The sequence below is a fragment of the Streptomyces albicerus genome, assembly GCF_008905045.1.
GTDB lineage: Bacteria > Actinomycetota > Actinomycetes > Streptomycetales > Streptomycetaceae > Streptomyces > Streptomyces albicerus.
Map to the genome: position 1 here is coordinate 80,497 of NZ_VWMY01000022.1, position 17,207 is coordinate 97,703.

Sequence of the window (17,207 nt, forward strand, 5' to 3'; positions counted from 1 at the left end):
TTGTCGGGTGGCTACAGACCCGGAATCCGTCCGTTACGGAACAGGTCCACGAAGATCTGGTGGTCGGCACGCGCGCGTGCCCCGTACTCATGCGCGAAGTCCACAAGGAGGTCGCCGAAGCTGTCCTCGTCGGCCGCGATCGCCGCGTCGATGGCGCGCTCCGTGGAGAACGGCACCAGCTCCGAGTGACCGCTCTCGTCGTCCGCCGCCGCGTGCATGGTGGCGGTGGACCGGCCCAGGTCGGCGACGACCGCGGCGATCTCCTCCGGGTCGTCGATGTCGCCCCAGTCCAGATCCACCGCGTACGGCGAGACCTCGGCGACCAGCTGGCCCTCGCCGTCCAGCTCGGTCCAGCCCAGCCACGGGTCGGCGTGCGCCTGGAGGGCGCGCTGGGAGATCACCGTGCGGTGGCCCTCGTGCTGGAAGTACTCGCGGATCGCCGGGTCGGTGATGTGCCGGGAGACGGCCGGGGTCTGGGCCTGCTTGATGTAGATCACGACATCGTTCTCCAGGGCGTCGGTGTGCCCCTCCAGAAGGATGTTGTACGAGGGCAGCCCCGCCGAGCCGATGCCGATGCCGCGGCGGCCCACGACGTCCTTCACCCGGTACGAGTCCGGGCGGGCGAGCGAAGCCTCCGGGAGCGTCTCCAGGTAGCCGTCGAAGGCCGCGAGGACCTTGTAGCGGGTGGCCGCGTCCAGCTCGATGGAACCGCCGCCCGGCGCGAAGCGGCGCTCGAAGTCGCGGATCTCGGTCATCGAGTCGAGCAGCCCGAAGCGGGTCAGCGAGCGCGCGTCACGCAGCGCGTCCAGGAGCGGTCCCTGCGCGGTGTCCAGCGTGAAGGGCGGCACCTCGTCGCTCTTGGCGCCCGTCGCGAGGGCGTGGATCCGCTCGCGGTAGGCGACCGCGTACGTCCGGACGAGATCGGTGATCTGCCCGTCGCTCAGCGCCTTCGCGTAGCCGATCAGGGCGACCGAGGCCGCGAGGCGCTTGAGGTCCCAGGTGAAGGGGCCCACATACGCCTCGTCGAAGTCGTTCACATTGAAGATCAGGCGGCCCTGGGCGTCCATGTACGTGCCGAAGTTCTCCGCGTGCAGGTCGCCGTGGATCCACACGCGCGAGGTGCGCTCGTCCAGGTACGGTCCGCCCCGCTTCTCCTGCTCCAGGTCGTGGTAGAACAGGCCCGCCGTGCCGCGGTAGAAGGCGAACGCCGAGGCCGCCATCTTCCGGAACTTCACGCGGAACGCGGCCGGGTCGGCGGCCAGCAGTTCGCCGAAGGCGGTGTCGAAGACGGCGAGGATCTGTTCGCCGCGTTGCTCGGCGCTGAGCTGCGGAACCGACATCGGTGGGTGCCTCCTGGTGCAGGTGGTGCGTGACGAATGGGACGGATGTGTCGTCCGCCGGAACGGATCTCTCCGTCACCTTCCAACGGACGAAGGTGCGCGGGAGTGCCCGTTTTCCCCGTATGAAGGTACGGGGGAGACCCCTCCGAGTGTCAGTGCTCAGGCATAGACTTCGACGCTGTCCCCCAGACTGTCCGCAGCCTGTTGGGAAGCTCGTCGACGCCCGTTTGCCTTGGAGGCCGAAGCCGTGTCAAAGCCGCCGTTCACGCACCTGCACGTCCACACCCAGTACTCGCTGCTGGACGGTGCCGCGCGGCTGAAGGACATGTTCGACGCGTGCAACGAGATGGGCATGACCCATATCGCGATGTCCGACCACGGCAATCTGCACGGGGCGTACGACTTCTTCCACTCGGCGAAGAAGGCGGGCGTCACGCCGATCATCGGGATCGAGGCGTACGTCGCCCCGGAGTCGCGGCGCAACAAGCGGAAGATCAGGTGGGGTCAGCCGCACCAGAAGCGCGACGACGTGTCGGGTTCGGGTGGGTACACGCACAAGACGATCTGGGCGGCGAACAACACGGGTCTGCACAACCTCTTCAAGCTCTCCTCGGACGCGTACGCCGAGGGCTGGCTGCAGAAGTGGCCCCGGATGGACAAGGAGACCATCTCCCAGTGGTCCGAGGGGCTCATCGCCTCCACGGGCTGCCCCTCCGGCGAGCTGCAGACCCGGCTGCGCCTCGGCCAGTTCGACGAGGCGGTCAAGGCAGCCTCCGAGTACCAGGACATCTTCGGCAAGGACCGCTACTTCCTGGAACTGATGGACCACGGCATCGACATCGAGCACCGGGTCCGTGACGATCTGCTGCGGGTGGGCAAGAAGCTGGGCATCCCGCCGCTGGTCACCAACGACTCGCACTACACGTACGCGCACGAGGCGAACGCGCACGACGCGCTGCTGTGCATCCAGACCGGCAAGAACCTCTCCGACCCGGACCGCTTCAAGTTCGACGGGGGCGGCTACTACCTGAAGTCCACGGACGAGATGTACGCCATCGACTCCTCGGACGCCTGGCAGCAGGGCTGCGCCAACACCTTGCTGGTCGCCGAGCAGATCGACACCTCCGGCATGTTCGAGGCCAGGAACCTCATGCCGAAGTTCGAGATCCCCGACGGCTACACCGAAGTCACCTGGTTCCAGGAGGAGGTGCGCCGCGGCATGGCGCGCCGCTTCCCCGGCGGCGTCCCCGACGATCGCCAGAAGCAGGCCGAGTACGAGATGGACGTCATCATCCAGATGGGGTTCCCGGGCTACTTCCTCGTGGTCGCCGACTTCATCATGTGGGCCAAGAAGCAGGGCATCGCGGTCGGCCCGGGCCGAGGCTCCGCGGCCGGCTCGATCGTCGCGTACGCCATGGGCATCACCGACCTCGACCCGATCCCGCACGGTCTGATCTTCGAGCGGTTCCTCAACCCCGAGCGCGTCTCGATGCCCGATGTCGACATCGACTTCGACGAGCGTCGGCGCGTCGAGGTGATCAGGTATGTGACGGAGAAGTACGGCGCCGACAAGGTCGCCATGATCGGCACGTACGGCAAGATCAAGGCGAAGAACGCGATCAAGGACTCCGCGCGCGTGCTGGGCTACCCGTACGCGATGGGCGACCGGCTCACCAAGGCGATGCCCGCAGACGTCCTCGGCAAGGGCATCGACCTGAACGGCATCACCGACCCCTCGCACCCGCGCTACAGCGAGGCCGGCGAGATCCGCGCGATGTACGAGAACGAACCGGACGTGAAGAAGGTCATCGACACCGCCAAGGGCGTCGAGGGCCTCGTCCGGCAGATGGGTGTGCACGCCGCCGGCGTGATCATGTCCAGCGAGCCCATCGTCGACCACGCCCCCATCTGGGTGCGGCACACCGACGGCGTGACCATCACACAGTGGGACTACCCCCAGTGCGAGTCGCTCGGCCTGCTGAAGATGGACTTCCTGGGCCTGCGCAACCTCACGATCATGGACGACGCCATCAAGATGGTGAAGGCCAACAAGGGCATCGACCTGGAGATGCTCTCCCTTTCGCTGGACGATCCCAAGACCTTCGAACTGCTCTGCCGCGGTGACACCCTCGGCGTCTTCCAGTTCGACGGCGGTCCCATGCGCTCGCTGCTCCGCCAGATGCAGCCCGACAACTTCGAGGACATCTCCGCCGTCTCGGCCCTCTACCGGCCGGGCCCGATGGGCATGAACTCGCACATCAACTACGCGGAGCGCAAGAACGGCCGCCAGGAGATCACGCCGATCCACAAGGAGCTCGAGGAGCCGCTCGAGGAGGTCCTGGCGGTCACCTACGGCCTGATCGTCTACCAGGAGCAGGTGCAGAAGGCCGCCCAGATCATCGCCGGTTACTCGCTGGGCGAGGCCGACATCCTGCGCCGAGTGATGGGCAAGAAGAAGCCCGACGAGTTGGCGAAGAACTTCGTCCTCTTCCAGGCAGGCGCCCGGAAGAACGGCTACAGCGACGAGGCGATCCAGGGCCTGTGGGACGTACTGGTCCCCTTCGCCGGCTACGCGTTCAACAAGGCCCACTCGGCCGCGTACGGACTCGTCTCGTACTGGACCGCGTACCTGAAGGCGAACTACCCCGCCGAGTACATGGCCGCGCTGCTCACCTCGGTCAAGGACGACAAGGACAAGTCGGCCGTCTACCTCAACGAGTGCCGGCGCATGGGCATCAAGGTGCTGCCGCCGAACGTCAACGAGTCGATGTCCAACTTCGCCGCGCAGGGCGACGACGTGATCCTCTTCGGCCTCTCGGCCGTCCGCAACGTCGGCACGAACGTCGTGGAGTCGATCATTCGCTCGCGCAAGGCGAAGGGAAAGTACGCCTCCTTCCCCGACTACCTCGACAAGGTCGAGGCGGTCGTCTGCAACAAGCGCACCACCGAATCGCTCATCAAGGCCGGCGCCTTCGACACCATGGGGCACACCCGCAAGGGCCTCACCGCGCACTTCGAGCCGATGATCGACAACGTGGTGGCGGTCAAGCGCAAGGAGGCCGAGGGCCAGTTCGACCTCTTCGGCGGCATGGGGGAGGAGGACACCAGCGAGCCCGGCTTCGGCCTCGACGTGGAGTTCACCACCGACGAGTGGGACAAGGCCTACCTGCTCGCCCAGGAACGGGAGATGCTCGGCCTGTACGTCTCCGACCACCCGCTCTTCGGCCTGGAGCACGTGCTGTCCGACAAGGCCGACGCAGGCATCGCCCAGCTCACCGGAGGCGAGCACGCGGACGGCGCGGTCGTCACCATCGGCGGCATCATCTCCGGCCTCCAGCGCAAGATGACCAAGCAGGGCAACGCCTGGGCGATCGCCACCGTCGAGGACCTGGCCGGCTCCATCGAGTGCATGTTCTTCCCCGCGACCTATCAGCTGGTGTCCACCCAACTCGTCGAGGACGCCGTGGTGTTCGTCAAGGGCCGTCTCGACAAACGCGAGGACGTGCCCCGCCTCGTCGCGATGGAACTCCAGGTCCCTGACCTGTCGAACGCGGGCACCAACGCGCCCGTGATCCTCACCATCCCGGCCCTGAAGGTCACCCCGCCCATGATCAGCCGCCTCGGCGAGATCCTCAGCCACCACAAGGGCGAGAGCGAGGTGCGGATCAAGCTCCAGGGCCCGAGCAAGACCACGGTGCTGCGGCTCGACCGGCACCGGGTGAAGCCCGACCCCGCGCTCTTCGGCGACCTGAAGGTGCTGCTGGGCCCGTCCTGCCTGGCGGGCTGACACGGCAACCGGCTGTACAAGGGGGCGCATCCGTCGCGGATGCGCCCCTCGTTGCGTGCCAGGGCTCAGGAGCCCTCAACAGGCCTCACGCGACCCTCAGTTGTGGCCGAAGCGCTTCTGGTGCTTACGGGCAACATCGGCAGGGCTGCCCTGAGTGTGCGGCGTAGGCGGCTGCTGCGCCTCCGCCGAGGACCGCTGCGCCCGCTCCTCCGCACGCTCGGCCTGCGAGGAGCGGTCCTGTTGGCCGCCCTGCTTGCGGTTCTTGTTCTTGGCCATGGTGATCTGCCTCCTACGGGGGATCTAGGGGCCAGGGCCGGGACCAGACTCACATAGCGCGACAAGCCGCGCATTTCAGAGAATTACCGTGCGTAATAAGCTCTGTCGTTGAGTGATCTTCCGATCCGCCACGCCGAAGATCGAGTTCCGGCCGTTAACCTCCGCACGGTCGGGCAGACTCGAAGGAAGCCCGAAGCAAACCTCCCGGAAAGAGGGTGGAACGCGTGGACCGCTGCATTGTCCTGGTGGACGCCGGGTACCTGCTCGGGGCTGCTGCCAGTCTCCTCGCCGGGGAACCTTCGCGATCGCGGATCACCGTCGACCACGCCGCCCTGATCCAGGGGCTGCGCGAGCGCGCCGAGTCCGACACGGAACGGCCCCTGTTGCGCATCTACTGGTTCGACGGCGCCCCCGACCGCGTACCGCAGCCCGAGCACCGCAGGCTGCGGGTGATGCCGCGGGTCACGGTGCGCCTGGGCGCGCTGACCCGCAGCGACGGGCGGTGGGCGCAGAAGGGCGTGGACGCCGCCATGCACGCCGAGCTCACGGAGCTGGCGCGCAACCGCGCCTGTTCCGACGTCGTGCTCGTCACCGGCGACGGGGATCTGCTGCCCGGGATGATGGCCGCCAAGGAGCACGGGGTCGCCGTGCACCTGTGGGCGGTGCAGGCCGCGGACGGCGACTACAACCAGTCCGAGGACCTCGTCGCCGAGGCCGACGAGCGGCGCGTGCTCGACCGGACCTGGATCACCAAGGCCGTACGGGCCAAGGAGTTCGGCGGGGTCTGCGCGCCGCCGCCCGTTCCACGGCCCGAGATCGCCGCGATCCTCTCGGCGCCGCTGCCCGAGTCCGCGCTGACCTCCGCGGGCGAGCGGCCCGCGCGCGAGGCCGAGCACGCGCAGGCCGCGCCACCGAGTGAGAACGGCACGGAGGAGCGGGTGCCGGCCACCAAGGGCGTGCCCACGCCGAAGGATCTGGCCGCGTTGCGCGCGCACGGTACGCAGACGCCGGCGCAGCCGGCGAACGCGACGCTTCGGTGGTCCTCCGACAAGGGATGGGTCGACCGGCCCGGTACCGCCGCCGAGTCCGCGGAGGCCGCCCTGCTGCCGACGCTCGCGCAGCTCACCACGGCCGAGCAGCGGTGGGCCGACCGTGAGGAGGACATCACGACGGTGGGCGGGGATCCGTACGAGGTCGGGCAGGTGTTCGCGCGGCGGTGGATGGGGCGGCTGTCGGACCAGGCCCACCTGCAGAAGCTGTCCACGATGTATCCCCGGGTGCCGCATCGGATCGACGGGGAGCTGCTGCGGTATGCCGCGCGGTTCGGGCTGCTCGCCCACAAGGACGACCAGATCGACGAGCACGACCGCTATGCGATTCGGGCCGGGTTCTGGCGGGAGATCGACGTACGGACCGCTGCCGAGCATGCTCCCGCGGGGGAGTAAGGGGTTCGGCTGAGGTTGGTTCGGTGCGGGGTGGCGGGCGTTGTGTGTGATCTGCGGGTGGGTGGGGGCTGGTCGCGCAGTTCCTCGCGCCCCTTACGGGGCCGATATCGGGTGTATGCCCGCCCCGGGCGTCGTCGGGCGGTCGTGACCCCGTACTCTCAATGCTCGTGAGTACGCGCACCGCACAGGCAGTCCGGAACGGGCACGGTGGGGATGTCGTGTGCGCGGTGCGGGATCTGACGAAGACCTATCCGGCGGTGCGCGGGCGGCGCGGCGCACCCGGTACGCCCGAGGTGCGGGCCACCGACGGCGTGGGGCTCGACATCCGGAAGGGCGAGATCTTCGGGCTGCTCGGGCCGAACGGAGCCGGCAAGACCACCCTCGTACGGCAGCTGACCGGGCTGATGCGCCCCGACCGCGGCAGCGTCGAGATCCTCGGGCACGACATCGTGCGCCATCCCGAGCGGGCGGCACGGATCCTCGCCTACCTCGGACAGGAGTCCACCGCCCTCGACGAGCTGACCGTTTCGCTCGCCTCGGAGACCACCGGGCGGCTGCGCGGGCTCGACGTACGGAGCGCGCGGGCCGAGCGGGACTCGGTCCTGGAGGAGCTGGGGCTCACCGCCCTCGCCTCGCGGCCGCTCAAGAAGCTGTCCGGCGGGCAGCGGCGGCTCGCCTGCTTCGCCACCACGCTCGTCGGCGCGCGGCCGCTCCTCGTCCTCGACGAGCCGACCACCGGTATGGACCCGGTGGCCCGCCGCGCCGTCTGGGGCGCCGTCGACCGGCGCCGGGCCGAGCACGGCACGACCGTCCTGCTGGTCACCCACAACGTCATCGAGGCGGAGACGGTCCTCGACCGCGTAGCCGTGCTCGACAGGGGCCGTGTCATCGCCTGCGACACCCCCTCCGGGCTGAAGGAGCAGGTCGCGGGCGAGGTGCGCCTCGAACTCGTCTGGCGCGAGCGCGCACCCCTCGACGTGCCCGAGGTCGCCGCCCTGCGCGACCGCGCCGTAGAGTCGGGCCGACTCTGGTCGCTGCGGCTCTCCCCCGAGGAGGCCCGCGCGGCCGTCGGTGCCGTCACCGGCGGCGCCGCCTTCGCGGCCCTGGACGACTTCACGCTCGCGACGCCGAGCCTGGAGGACGTGTATCTGGCGCTGGGCGGCAGCGCCGGGAACGTACGGGGGTTGGTCAAGGCATGAGCGTGCGGGCCCCCGCAGCCGTACGGAACAGGTACAGGACGACAGCCGAAGCGAACAGGAGCCGCTCGACGTGAGTGTCGTACCCGCCGAGGTCCTGCCCGGCGCAGCCCGCGCGGACGGGAACCGGGCCGCGGACGCCGAGAACGGCACGCGTGCTGTGGCCGGGCTCGGGCCGCGCGCGCGGCTGTGGCCGGCGCTGGCCGCCGTGTACCGGGCGCAGCTCTCCCGGGCCCGGGTGGCCCGGATCCCGCTGCTGTTCGTGGCGACCTTCCAGTCCGTCGGGATCATGGTCCTGATGCGCGGTGTCGTGGACGGCGGCGACGAGGCGCGGGCCGTGGTGGCCGGCTCGTCGGTCCTCGTGGTCGCGTTCGTCGCGCTCAACCTGCTCGCCCAGTACTTCGGCCAGCTGCGCGCCAGCGGCGGCCTCGACCACTACGCGACACTGCCCGTGCCGCCCGCCGCCATCGTGCTGGGCGCGGCCGCCGCGTACGCCTCCTTCACCGTGCCCGGGACGCTCGTCACCGCCGTGGTCGGCAGTGTGCTCTTCGGGCTGCCGCTGACCCACCTGTGGATCCTCGCCGCGGTGATCCCGCTCGCGGGCGCGGCGCTCGCCGGGCTCGGGGCGGCGCTCGGACTGCTCGCGCCGCGCCCCGAACTCGCCACGTTGCTGGGGCAGTTGGGTATGTCCGCCGCACTGCTGCTCGGGGTGCTGCCGCCGGACCGGCTGCCGACGGTCGTCCAGTACGCGCGTGACCTGCTGCCCTCCACGTACGGCGTCGAGGCCTTCGGGCTGACCTTCGAGGCGAACCCGGACTGGGGTGTCGTCCTGCTCGACCTCGCCGTGTGCGCGGGCGTCGGGGTCGCCTCGCTGGCGGTCGCGACCTGGGCCTACCGCCGGGCGGCCGTCCGGTGACGCGCCTGACAGGCGGGCCTGGCACGATGTCAGTGTGACCGCACCGCTGACTCCGCCTCCGCCGCCGAACCACCAGCCTCCGCACCATGCCTGGCAGGCGCCGCCCCCCGGGTATGCGTTCGGTCATCTCGGTCATGAGGAGGACGGTCCCGGGATGAAGACAGAACTGCGTGAGGCCGCCGTCATCACGGTCGCGATGGCGCTCAGCGGGGTGCTGCTCGGCGTGCTGTGGTGGTGGCTGGCGCCGCACGTGCCGCTGGTCTCCGACAGCTCCGCGGTCTACCTCAAGGACACGGAGGGTGAGCAGGCCATCGGCGTGGACGGCACGTTCACCCTGCTCGCGCTCGGCTTCGGCCTGGTCAGCGCGCTGGCCGTCTTCCTCGTACGACGCCGCGGCGGCATCCCGCTCATCATCGCGCTCACCGTCGGCGGCATCCTCGGCTCCCTGCTCGCCTGGCGCCTTGGTATATGGCTCGGGCCCACCCAGGACGTGGCCGCCCACGCCAAGGAGGTGGGCAAGGGCGTGACCTTCGACGCCCCCCTGGAACTCAACGCCAAGGGCGCCCTGCTCGCCTGGTCCGTCGCAGCCCTGTTGGTCCACCTGGGCCTGACGGCATTGTTCGCCCCGAGGGACCCGGACCCGTACCAGCAGACTCAGTACCCTCCGGCCCCGTAGCCTTGAAAACTCCGGGCAACGGGCGCCCCTTCAGGGGCGCGGGGAACTGCGCGATCAGCCCCCACGCACCCGCAGACAAAAACGTTCCTACGCAGGCCGGTGCCCGTGATTGGACCGCCCCTTTTTGACCCGCCACTTCCGCTTACGCGTCTTCTTCGACATGTCCTCGGTACTTAACCGAGAAGCTCACATCCGTCGAGGGGTCACGCACGACCGATCGGTGCCGACACCGCATCCGTGAGCTTGGCCAGGTCATCCGGAGCCAGCTCCACCTCAAGCCCCCGCCGCCCCGCCGAAACACAGATCGTGGCGTGTGCCGAGGCCGACGAGTCGAGCACCGTACGCAGCTTCTTCCGCTGCCCGAGCGGCGAGATGCCGCCACGCACATACCCGGTGGAACGCTCCGCGGCGGCCGGATCGGCCATGGCGGCCCGCTTGCCCCCCACCGCCGCGGCGAGCGCCTTCAGATCGAGCGAGCCCGCCACCGGCACGACGGCAACGGTGAGGTCCCCGTCGACGTCCGCTACGAGCGTCTTGAACACCCGGTCCGGCGAGACACCCATCGCCTCGGCCGCCTCCTCCCCGTACGAGGGATGCGACGGATCATGCTCATAGGCATGGACCGTGAACTCGACCCCGGCCGCCGCGAGCGCCACGGTCGCGGGCGTCCCTCCCGCCTGCTGCTTCTTCGACTTCTTCGCCAAGAGACCTACGCCTTACCTCAGTTCGGACTCGCGTCAGTTCAGACCCGCGTCAGTTCGGGCTCACGTCAGTTGAGATTCGTCGGCCCCCGCGTCAGCTCCGACGCGGGCAACGACGGCAGATTACGGATGATCGCGGTCTCCGCCCGCAGCAGCGTCAGCTCCTCCCGGAGCCGGGACGCCGTGTCCGGCGCCTGCAGCAGCCGCTGCTTCGCCGGAACGTCGAGCATCGCCGCGGCCGCGACCAGGTACGAGACGACGGCCGGCTCGTCCGGCAGCTCGGCCCCGGTCGACAGGGACCGCTCCCGGGCGCCCGCGAGCCGCTTCTGGTACTGCCGGAAGGCCCGCAGCACCCCCTCGGCCAGCGCCCCCGCCTCCTCGCCGGGATCCTCCTCCAGCTCCTCCAGCTCGGCCGTCAGATAGGCCCCGGAGGTGTCCACGGAGAGCAGCCGGACCCGGGTCGTCCCGGTGGCCAGCACCTCGAAGCTGCCGTCGGCCCGTTCCCGGATGGTCGCCGCGTCCGCGATGCAGCCCACCTCGTGGAAGGCCTTCGCCGGGGCGTCGCCGAAGCCGGCCGCGGGCCCGCGCCGCGGTACGGCCGTCACGTCCGGCATGCCGGGCGCGGTGGGCGCGACCTCGTGGCCGTCGCGGATGGCGACGACGGCGAACCGGCGCGATTCGTCCTCGGGGGTCTTCAGCAGATCGCGCATCATGGCGCGATAGCGCTCCTCGAAGACGTTCAGGGGCAGCACGAGCCCGGGAAACAGCACCGAGTTCAGAGGGAAGAGGGGGAGCCGGACGGTGGTCACGACGCAAAAGCCTAATGGTCACTGGAGGGCGCACGTCCGCCGTGCTCACTCCGTGGATACGGAAGATCCTCGTCGCGCGGTTTCAGGGGCATGTCCGAGGCCACCTGGAGCCGAATCCCGTCGCGCAGTTCGAGGAACTGGCCGAGCGGGTCGTCCGAGACCCGGTCCCAGGGGAACGAGGTGGCGTACGGCCCGATCCGGCGCACTTCCGCCAGTGCCTCGTCCCAGCGTTCGAGCCGGATCAGCACGTAGGTGAGCAGGTTGCGGACCTCCGCGGGCCATGGGTCGGCGGCCGCGTACTCCCCGGACACGGCGATCGCGAGGTCGGCCGCCGCGTCGAGGCGCTCGCGCGGCACGGTCGCACCGCCGCCCTCGGTCAGGTAGGCGAAGGCCGCGCGCACCGGCAGAGCCTGGACGAGGGAGCCGGGCAGCGAGTCCTGCGCGGCCCGCTCTGCGAAGTCGAAGCACTCGCGGTGCGAGCCGTACCAGGCGGCGGACAGGTACTTCAGGGCGGCCACATGGCAGCCGTAGTGGTGCGGCGAGCGGCGCACGGCCTCGGCCCACAGCTGCTCGAAGTCGGTGTGCGGGGCGTTCGTGCCCCGCGCGTGGTCGAGCGCGACCCGCCACGCCACCGGGTCGCGCGGGTCGCCCTCGGCGGCCGCGGAGATCAGCGGCCCGACCTGGCGCAGCAGCTCGGCGCGGGCCGGTGACTCCCAGCTCCGGCACACCGCCAGCTCGGCCTTGACCAGCAGCGCGTCCGGGTCGTGCGGGGCGGCGGAGCTCCAGTCGTCGAACCACTCGGTACGGGAACGTGCGAAGGCGGCGAGGCGCGTCGTGTACCGGTCCCGGTTCTCCCACTCGGCGGCTTCCCGGGTGGTGGCCAGCAGCTTGGCCGCGGGCCCGTACTCGCCACGGCCCGCCGCGACCAGCGCGGGACCGAGCCGCTCGTCCGGGGCGTCGAGCAGTACCTCGTCGTCGGCGGGCAGACCGGCGGCCAGACGCGAGGTGTTCCGTGCCATCCGGGCCGTACGGAGGAACGCGCGTAGTAAGGCCATGGTGTCCCCCTTTGTGCCAAAACCGACGCCGCTCTCGCGGACCGGGTGCTCGCCGTCGTGGTTGCTCGGGCGTGGTTGCTCGGTTGGTGGTTGCGGAGGGAAGACAGCTGAAATGAGCCAATGGTTGCATGCGGCCCGGCAGCGGTTCAGCCTCTGCGCAGCAGCCTGGTCGCGCCCGCCGCCACCGTCGTCGCCAGGACCCAGCCGAGGAGGATCACCACAGCGGCCAACCACTGCCAGCCGCCGCGCAGTTGCCAGTAGCCGGTGTGGCCGAGATCGATGACCGGCAGGAGCAGGTCGAGGGCGAACAGCGACGGGTTCCACGGCGGATGCTCGCCGCTCTTGATCGGCGGATGGTCGGCGTGCCGGAAGGCTAAAGAGGTCGCCGCCCACAGCACCGCCATCCATACGGCGGCCCGTCCCGGCCGGTACCCGTAGGCGACGGTCCAGTCCTGCGCGTACCCCCAGAGCTTGGCCGCGAGCGGCAGGAACTCGCGTCTGTGGCGCTGCTTGGCGAGCAGCACCTCACGCGCGTCCTCGTCCTCACCGCCGTTGCGCAGCACGGTCGCCAGCCGCTCGTACGGCTCCGGGCTGTACTCCGGTGTCGCCGCGGCCACCCACTGCAGGCGCCGGGTCAGCGGGAACGGGCCGCGCGGCACGAGGTTCTCGTACTGGAAGCCGCCCATCTGCAGCTGGCCCGCGCCCGGCCAGCTGGTCGCCTGGTCGACGAGGTTGACCACCCGCGCCCCGTTCAGCACGATCCGCCCGCGCTCGGGCCGCTCGCCGAGGAAGCGCAGCTCGGGCACCTGGACGCGGCGCAGCGAGACCTCCTGGCCGTTCTGCAGGATGAGGCGGGCCTGCTCGAAGTCCACCGCGTCGCCGAACCGGCCGTCGTCGAGCCGGATGCCGCCGTCGCACTCGAAGCGCTGCACGCGCGTGCCGCGCGCCGGTGTCCTGCCGCTTGTCTGCAGGGGATTGGTGACGCCTGCCGGGGTCATGTACAGCGTGCGCTCGACGGTCAGCTGCGGGGCGTTGAGCGCGATGCGCCCGTACTGGTTGGCCAGCCGGCTGCCGCGCAGGCTGAGCGAGACGCCGACCGTCGCGCCGCGCAGGCTCAGCTCGCCGTGCGACTCCAGCATCTCGGCCTGGAGGTCCTGTCCGACGGTCATCCCGTCGCCGGTGATGGAACGGCCGCGCCGGTCCCGGTAGACCACGGCCTGGTTGAGCAGCAGGTCCGTGCCGATGTGCGCGTCGGTGAGGCGCACGCCGTTGTGGAAGTGGCAGCGCGGCAGATGCAGATCGCCCTCGGTGTGCAGCCGGGCGGCCTCGAGACGCGGCACCGAGCAGTCCACGAAACGGACGGTCGTGAACCGGGACTCGGGCAGCAGGATCTCCTTCTCGAACCGGCAGCCCTTCATCTCGACGTACGGCTCGATCGCGCCGCCCGCGAGATCGAGCACGTCGGTGATCTGCACGCCGGTCAGCTTCAGAGACGAGACCCGGCCGTCGAGCGCGGGCGGTCCGCCCAGCAGCAGCCAGGCCACTATCCGCGCCCGCACGCTGCGCTCGGGACCCCATGGATGGCCGCCGTGCGGATCGTCCACGGTCGCGTCACCGACGCGCAGGTCGTACACGCTGCCGTTGCGGAACGCCTGCCACATGCCGGCCTCGGCGGCGGTCAGGTCGTCGGGCAGGTCTCCGGCGCGGATGCCGGCCCCCTCGGTCACAGATCTTCCCTTTCTCCCCCGCTACTCGCGGGTTTCGTACAGTCGTTCATGTGATGCCCGCTGAGTGACGCGCCGAACGCAAGCCGTGAAGGTGATCTTCCGGAACACGTAACAGGCGTGAAATCGGGCCATGTAGGGCCCGGTGATCCACAACGCGTATCAGCGATTGATACAGGCGTCCAACGCCAGATCCCCGTCTGAGAGAATTGGCCCTGTGATCTCCCGAATCGATCTGCGCGGCGACGCCCTCCCCGAGGGCTCGGCCCTGCGCGACCTGCTGCCCCGAGCCGACTTCGACGTTTCGGCCGCCCTGGAGAAGGTGCGTCCGATCTGCGAGGCCGTGCATCATCGGGGCGACGCGGCGCTGATCGACTACGCGGAGAGGTTCGACGGCGTACGCCTGGAGTCCGTACGGGTCCCGGCGCGGGCGCTCACGGACGCGCTCGAGCGGCTCGAACCGGCCGTTCGCGCGGCCCTCGAGGAGTCGATCCGACGCGCCCGTATCGTCCACCGCGCGCAGCGCCGCACCGCGCACACGACCAACGTGACGCTCGGCGGCTCGGTCACCGAGAAGTGGGTGCCGGTCGATCGCGTCGGGCTGTACGCGCCCGGCGGCCGGTCCGTCTACCCGTCGTCCGTGATCATGAACGTGGTTCCGGCACAGGAGGCGGGAGTCGAGTCGATCGCGCTCGCCTCGCCCGCCCAGTCCGAGTTCGGCGGTCTGCCGCACCCCACGATCCTGGCCGCCTGCGCGCTGCTCGGGATCGACGAGGTGTACGCGGCCGGCGGCGCGACCGCCGTCGCGATGTTCGCGTACGGCACCGAGTCCTGCGCGCCCGCCAACATGGTCACCGGACCGGGCAACATCTGGGTCGCCGCGGCCAAGCGCTACTTCGCGGGCAAGATCGGCATCGACGCCGAGGCCGGTCCGACCGAGATCGCGATCCTCGCGGACGAGACCGCCGACCCCGTGCACGTCGCCTCCGACCTGATCAGCCAGGCCGAGCACGACCCGCTCGCCGCCGCCGTCCTCGTCACCGACTCGGTCGCGCTGGCCGACGCGGTGGCGAAGGAGCTGGAGCCGCAGGTCGCGGCCACCAAGCACATCGAGGACCGGATCGTCCCCGCGCTGAACGGCAGGCAGTCCGCGATCGTGCTGGTCGACGGCGTGGAAGAGGGCCTGCGGGTCGTCAACGCCTACGGCGCCGAGCACCTGGAGATCCAGACGGCCGACGCGACCGCGGTGGCGGACCGCGTACGGAACGCCGGCGCGATCTTCGTCGGCCCCTGGGCGCCCGTGTCGCTGGGCGACTACGCGGCCGGCTCCAATCACGTGCTCCCGACCGGCGGCTGCGCCTGCCACTCCTCGGGCCTGTCGGTCCAGTCCTTCCTGCGCGGGATCCACATCGTCGACTACACGCGCGACGCGCTGGCCGAGGTCGCGCACCACGTGGTGACGCTCGCGGAGGCGGAGGACCTGCCCGCGCACGGTGCGGCGATCAAGGCCAGGTTCGATTGGAAGGTGCCCAGCAAGTGAGTACCTTCGGAAGCACCTCCGTGTCCCCCTGGGACGAGCTCCCCGTCCGGGACGAGCTGCGCGGCAAGTCCCCCTACGGCGCGCCCCAACTCGACGTCCCCGTACGGCTGAACACCAACGAGAACCCGTACCCGCTGCCCGAGCCGCTCGTCGAGCGGATCGTCGAGCGCGTGCGCGAGGCCGCCCGCAACCTCAACCGCTACCCCGACCGGGACGCTGTGGAGCTGCGCACCGAACTGGCCAAGTACCTGACCAAGACCGGCAAGTACGCGGTCGGCGTCGAGAACGTCTGGGCGGCCAACGGCTCGAACGAGGTCATCCAGCAGCTGCTGCAGACCTTCGGCGGACCCGGCCGGACGGCGATCGGCTTCGAGCCCTCGTACTCGATGCACGGCCTGATCTCGCGCGGCACCGGGACCGGATGGATTTCCGGTCCGCGCAACGAGGACTTCACGATCGATCTCGTGGCCGCCGAGAAGGCGATCGCCGAGAACCGGCCCGAGGTCGTCTTCATCACGACCCCCAACAACCCCACGGGCAACGCGGTACCGCCCGAGACGGTCCTCGCGCTGTACGAGGCCGCGCAGGCCGCCAAGCCGTCGATGGTCGTGGTCGACGAGGCGTACATCGAGTTCAGTCACGGCGATTCGCTGCTTCCGCTGCTCGAAGGTCGGCCGAATCTCGTCGTCTCGCGGACGATGTCGAAGGCGTTCGGCGCGGCCGGGCTGCGCCTCGGCTATCTCGCCGCGCACCCGGCGGTGGTGGACGCCGTCCAGCTCGTACGGCTGCCGTACCACCTGTCGGCCGTCACGCAGGCGACCGCGCTGGCCGCCCTGGAGCACACCGACACGCTGCTGGGGTACGTGGAGCAGCTGAAGGCCGAGCGGGACCGGCTGGTCGCCGAACTGCGTGCGATCGGCTACGACGTGACCGAGTCGGACGCGAACTTCGTACAGTTCGGGCGGTTCGACGGCAGCGCCGGATCCCATGAGGCCTGGCAGAAGATCCTCGACCGGGGCGTCCTGGTCCGGGACAACGGCGTACCGGGGTGGCTGCGGGTCAGCGCCGGTACGCCCGAAGAGAACGACGCGTTCCTCGATGCGGTACGCGAACTGAAGAAGGACCTAGAACAGGAGCAGAGCGCATGAGCCGCGTCGGCCGTGTCGAACGGAACACCAAGGAGACCTCGGTCGTCGTCGAGATCGACCTCGACGGCAGCGGAAAGGTCGACGTGTCGACCGGGGTCGGCTTCTACGACCACATGCTCGACCAGCTCGGCCGCCACGGTCTGTTCGACCTGACGGTGAAGACCGAGGGCGATCTGCACATCGACTCGCACCACACCATCGAGGACACCGCCCTCGCGCTGGGCGCCGCCTTCAAGCAGGCGCTCGGCGACAAGGTGGGGATCTACCGTTTCGGCAACTGCACGGTCCCGCTGGACGAGTCGCTCGCCCAGGTGACCGTCGACCTGTCCGGGCGTCCGTACCTCGTGCACACCGAGCCCGAGAAGATGGCGCCGATGATCGGCGAGTACGACACGACGATGACCCGGCACATCCTGGAGTCCTTCGTCGCGCAGGCCCAGATCGCGCTGCACGTCCACGTGCCGTACGGGCGGAACGCCCACCACATCGTGGAGTGCCAGTTCAAGGCGCTCGCCCGCGCGCTGCGGTACGCCTCCGAGCGTGACCCGCGCGCGGCGGGCATCCTCCCCTCCACGAAGGGCGCCCTGTAAAGCC

Annotated in this window: 14 protein-coding genes; 8 read left to right on the plus strand and 6 right to left on the minus strand. The window is 70.0% G+C overall.

Going from position 1 to position 17,207, the window contains the following annotated elements; all coding sequences use genetic code 11:
* Positions 1 to 11 precede the first annotated feature (11 nt).
* On the minus strand, positions 12 to 1,340 hold the full coding sequence (locus tag GAS53_RS21140) for a DUF2252 domain-containing protein (protein ID WP_151479213.1): 1,329 nt from the start codon (positions 1,338 to 1,340) through the stop codon (positions 12 to 14).
* A 247-nt stretch (positions 1,341 to 1,587) separates the two neighbouring features.
* Between GAS53_RS21140 and dnaE the strand changes: the two genes are divergently transcribed.
* Positions 1,588 to 5,127 carry a DNA polymerase III subunit alpha gene (gene dnaE / locus GAS53_RS21145; protein WP_151479214.1) on the plus strand — a complete coding sequence of 1,180 codons (3,540 nt, stop codon included), beginning with the start codon at positions 1,588 to 1,590 and terminating at the stop codon, positions 5,125 to 5,127.
* Between the two features lie 96 nt (positions 5,128 to 5,223).
* Here dnaE and GAS53_RS21150 read toward each other — a convergent pair whose 3' ends face one another.
* Positions 5,224 to 5,403: a hypothetical protein gene (locus tag GAS53_RS21150; RefSeq protein ID WP_151479215.1), complete on the minus strand. Its 180-nt coding sequence runs from the start codon at positions 5,401 to 5,403 to the stop codon at positions 5,224 to 5,226.
* Between the two features lie 224 nt (positions 5,404 to 5,627).
* Here GAS53_RS21150 and GAS53_RS21155 point away from each other — a divergent pair, with 224 nt between their 5' ends.
* The 4 genes from GAS53_RS21155 to GAS53_RS21170 all read left to right on the plus strand — a co-directional run bounded on the left by GAS53_RS21155 (position 5,628) and on the right by GAS53_RS21170 (position 9,636).
* Positions 5,628 to 6,848, plus strand: coding sequence for an NYN domain-containing protein (locus GAS53_RS21155; protein ID WP_151479216.1), 1,221 nt, complete (start codon positions 5,628 to 5,630; stop codon positions 6,846 to 6,848).
* Positions 6,849 to 7,066: 218 nt separating this feature from the next.
* Complete coding sequence (locus tag GAS53_RS21160) at positions 7,067 to 8,047, plus strand: ABC transporter ATP-binding protein (protein WP_151479288.1); 981 nt, start codon at positions 7,067 to 7,069, stop codon at positions 8,045 to 8,047.
* A gap of 70 nt (positions 8,048 to 8,117) precedes the next feature.
* On the plus strand, positions 8,118 to 8,960 hold the full coding sequence (locus GAS53_RS21165) for an ABC transporter permease (protein WP_151479217.1): 843 nt from the start codon (positions 8,118 to 8,120) through the stop codon (positions 8,958 to 8,960).
* Between the two features lie 34 nt (positions 8,961 to 8,994).
* Positions 8,995 to 9,636, plus strand: a complete 642-nt coding sequence (locus GAS53_RS21170) for an AAA family ATPase (protein ID WP_151479218.1) — start codon at positions 8,995 to 8,997, stop codon at positions 9,634 to 9,636.
* A 203-nt stretch (positions 9,637 to 9,839) separates the two neighbouring features.
* On the opposite strand, the gene ybaK is transcribed toward GAS53_RS21170, so the two are convergent.
* From ybaK to GAS53_RS21190, 4 genes are all read right to left on the minus strand, one after another.
* Positions 9,840 to 10,340, minus strand: a complete 501-nt coding sequence (gene ybaK / locus GAS53_RS21175) for a Cys-tRNA(Pro) deacylase (RefSeq protein ID WP_151479219.1) — start codon at positions 10,338 to 10,340, stop codon at positions 9,840 to 9,842.
* 65 nt (positions 10,341 to 10,405) lie between these two features.
* On the minus strand, positions 10,406 to 11,146 hold the full coding sequence (locus GAS53_RS21180; protein WP_151479220.1) for an LON peptidase substrate-binding domain-containing protein: 741 nt from the start codon (positions 11,144 to 11,146) through the stop codon (positions 10,406 to 10,408).
* 11 nt (positions 11,147 to 11,157) lie between these two features.
* Positions 11,158 to 12,201, minus strand: coding sequence for a hypothetical protein (locus GAS53_RS21185; RefSeq protein ID WP_151479221.1), 1,044 nt, complete (start codon positions 12,199 to 12,201; stop codon positions 11,158 to 11,160).
* Positions 12,202 to 12,347: 146 nt separating this feature from the next.
* Entirely contained in the window at positions 12,348 to 13,928 is a 1,581-nt protein-coding gene (locus GAS53_RS21190) for an oxidoreductase (RefSeq protein ID WP_151479222.1), read from the minus strand.
* Positions 13,929 to 14,142: 214 nt separating this feature from the next.
* Here GAS53_RS21190 and hisD point away from each other — a divergent pair, with 214 nt between their 5' ends.
* From hisD to hisB, 3 genes are read left to right on the plus strand one after another with little or no spacing between them, the layout of a single operon-like run.
* A complete protein-coding gene (gene hisD, locus GAS53_RS21195; RefSeq protein ID WP_151479223.1) occupies positions 14,143 to 15,465 on the plus strand; it encodes a histidinol dehydrogenase in 1,323 nt (440 codons plus the stop codon).
* Positions 15,462 to 16,613 carry a histidinol-phosphate transaminase gene (locus GAS53_RS21200; RefSeq protein ID WP_404829260.1) on the plus strand — a complete coding sequence of 384 codons (1,152 nt, stop codon included), beginning with the start codon at positions 15,462 to 15,464 and terminating at the stop codon, positions 16,611 to 16,613. The genes hisD and GAS53_RS21200 overlap by 4 nt, the downstream gene beginning before the upstream one ends.
* Entirely contained in the window at positions 16,610 to 17,203 is a 594-nt protein-coding gene (gene hisB, locus GAS53_RS21205) for an imidazoleglycerol-phosphate dehydratase HisB (protein WP_151479224.1), read from the plus strand. Before GAS53_RS21200 ends, hisB begins: the two co-directional genes overlap by 4 nt.
* Positions 17,204 to 17,207: the final 4 nt, after the last annotated feature.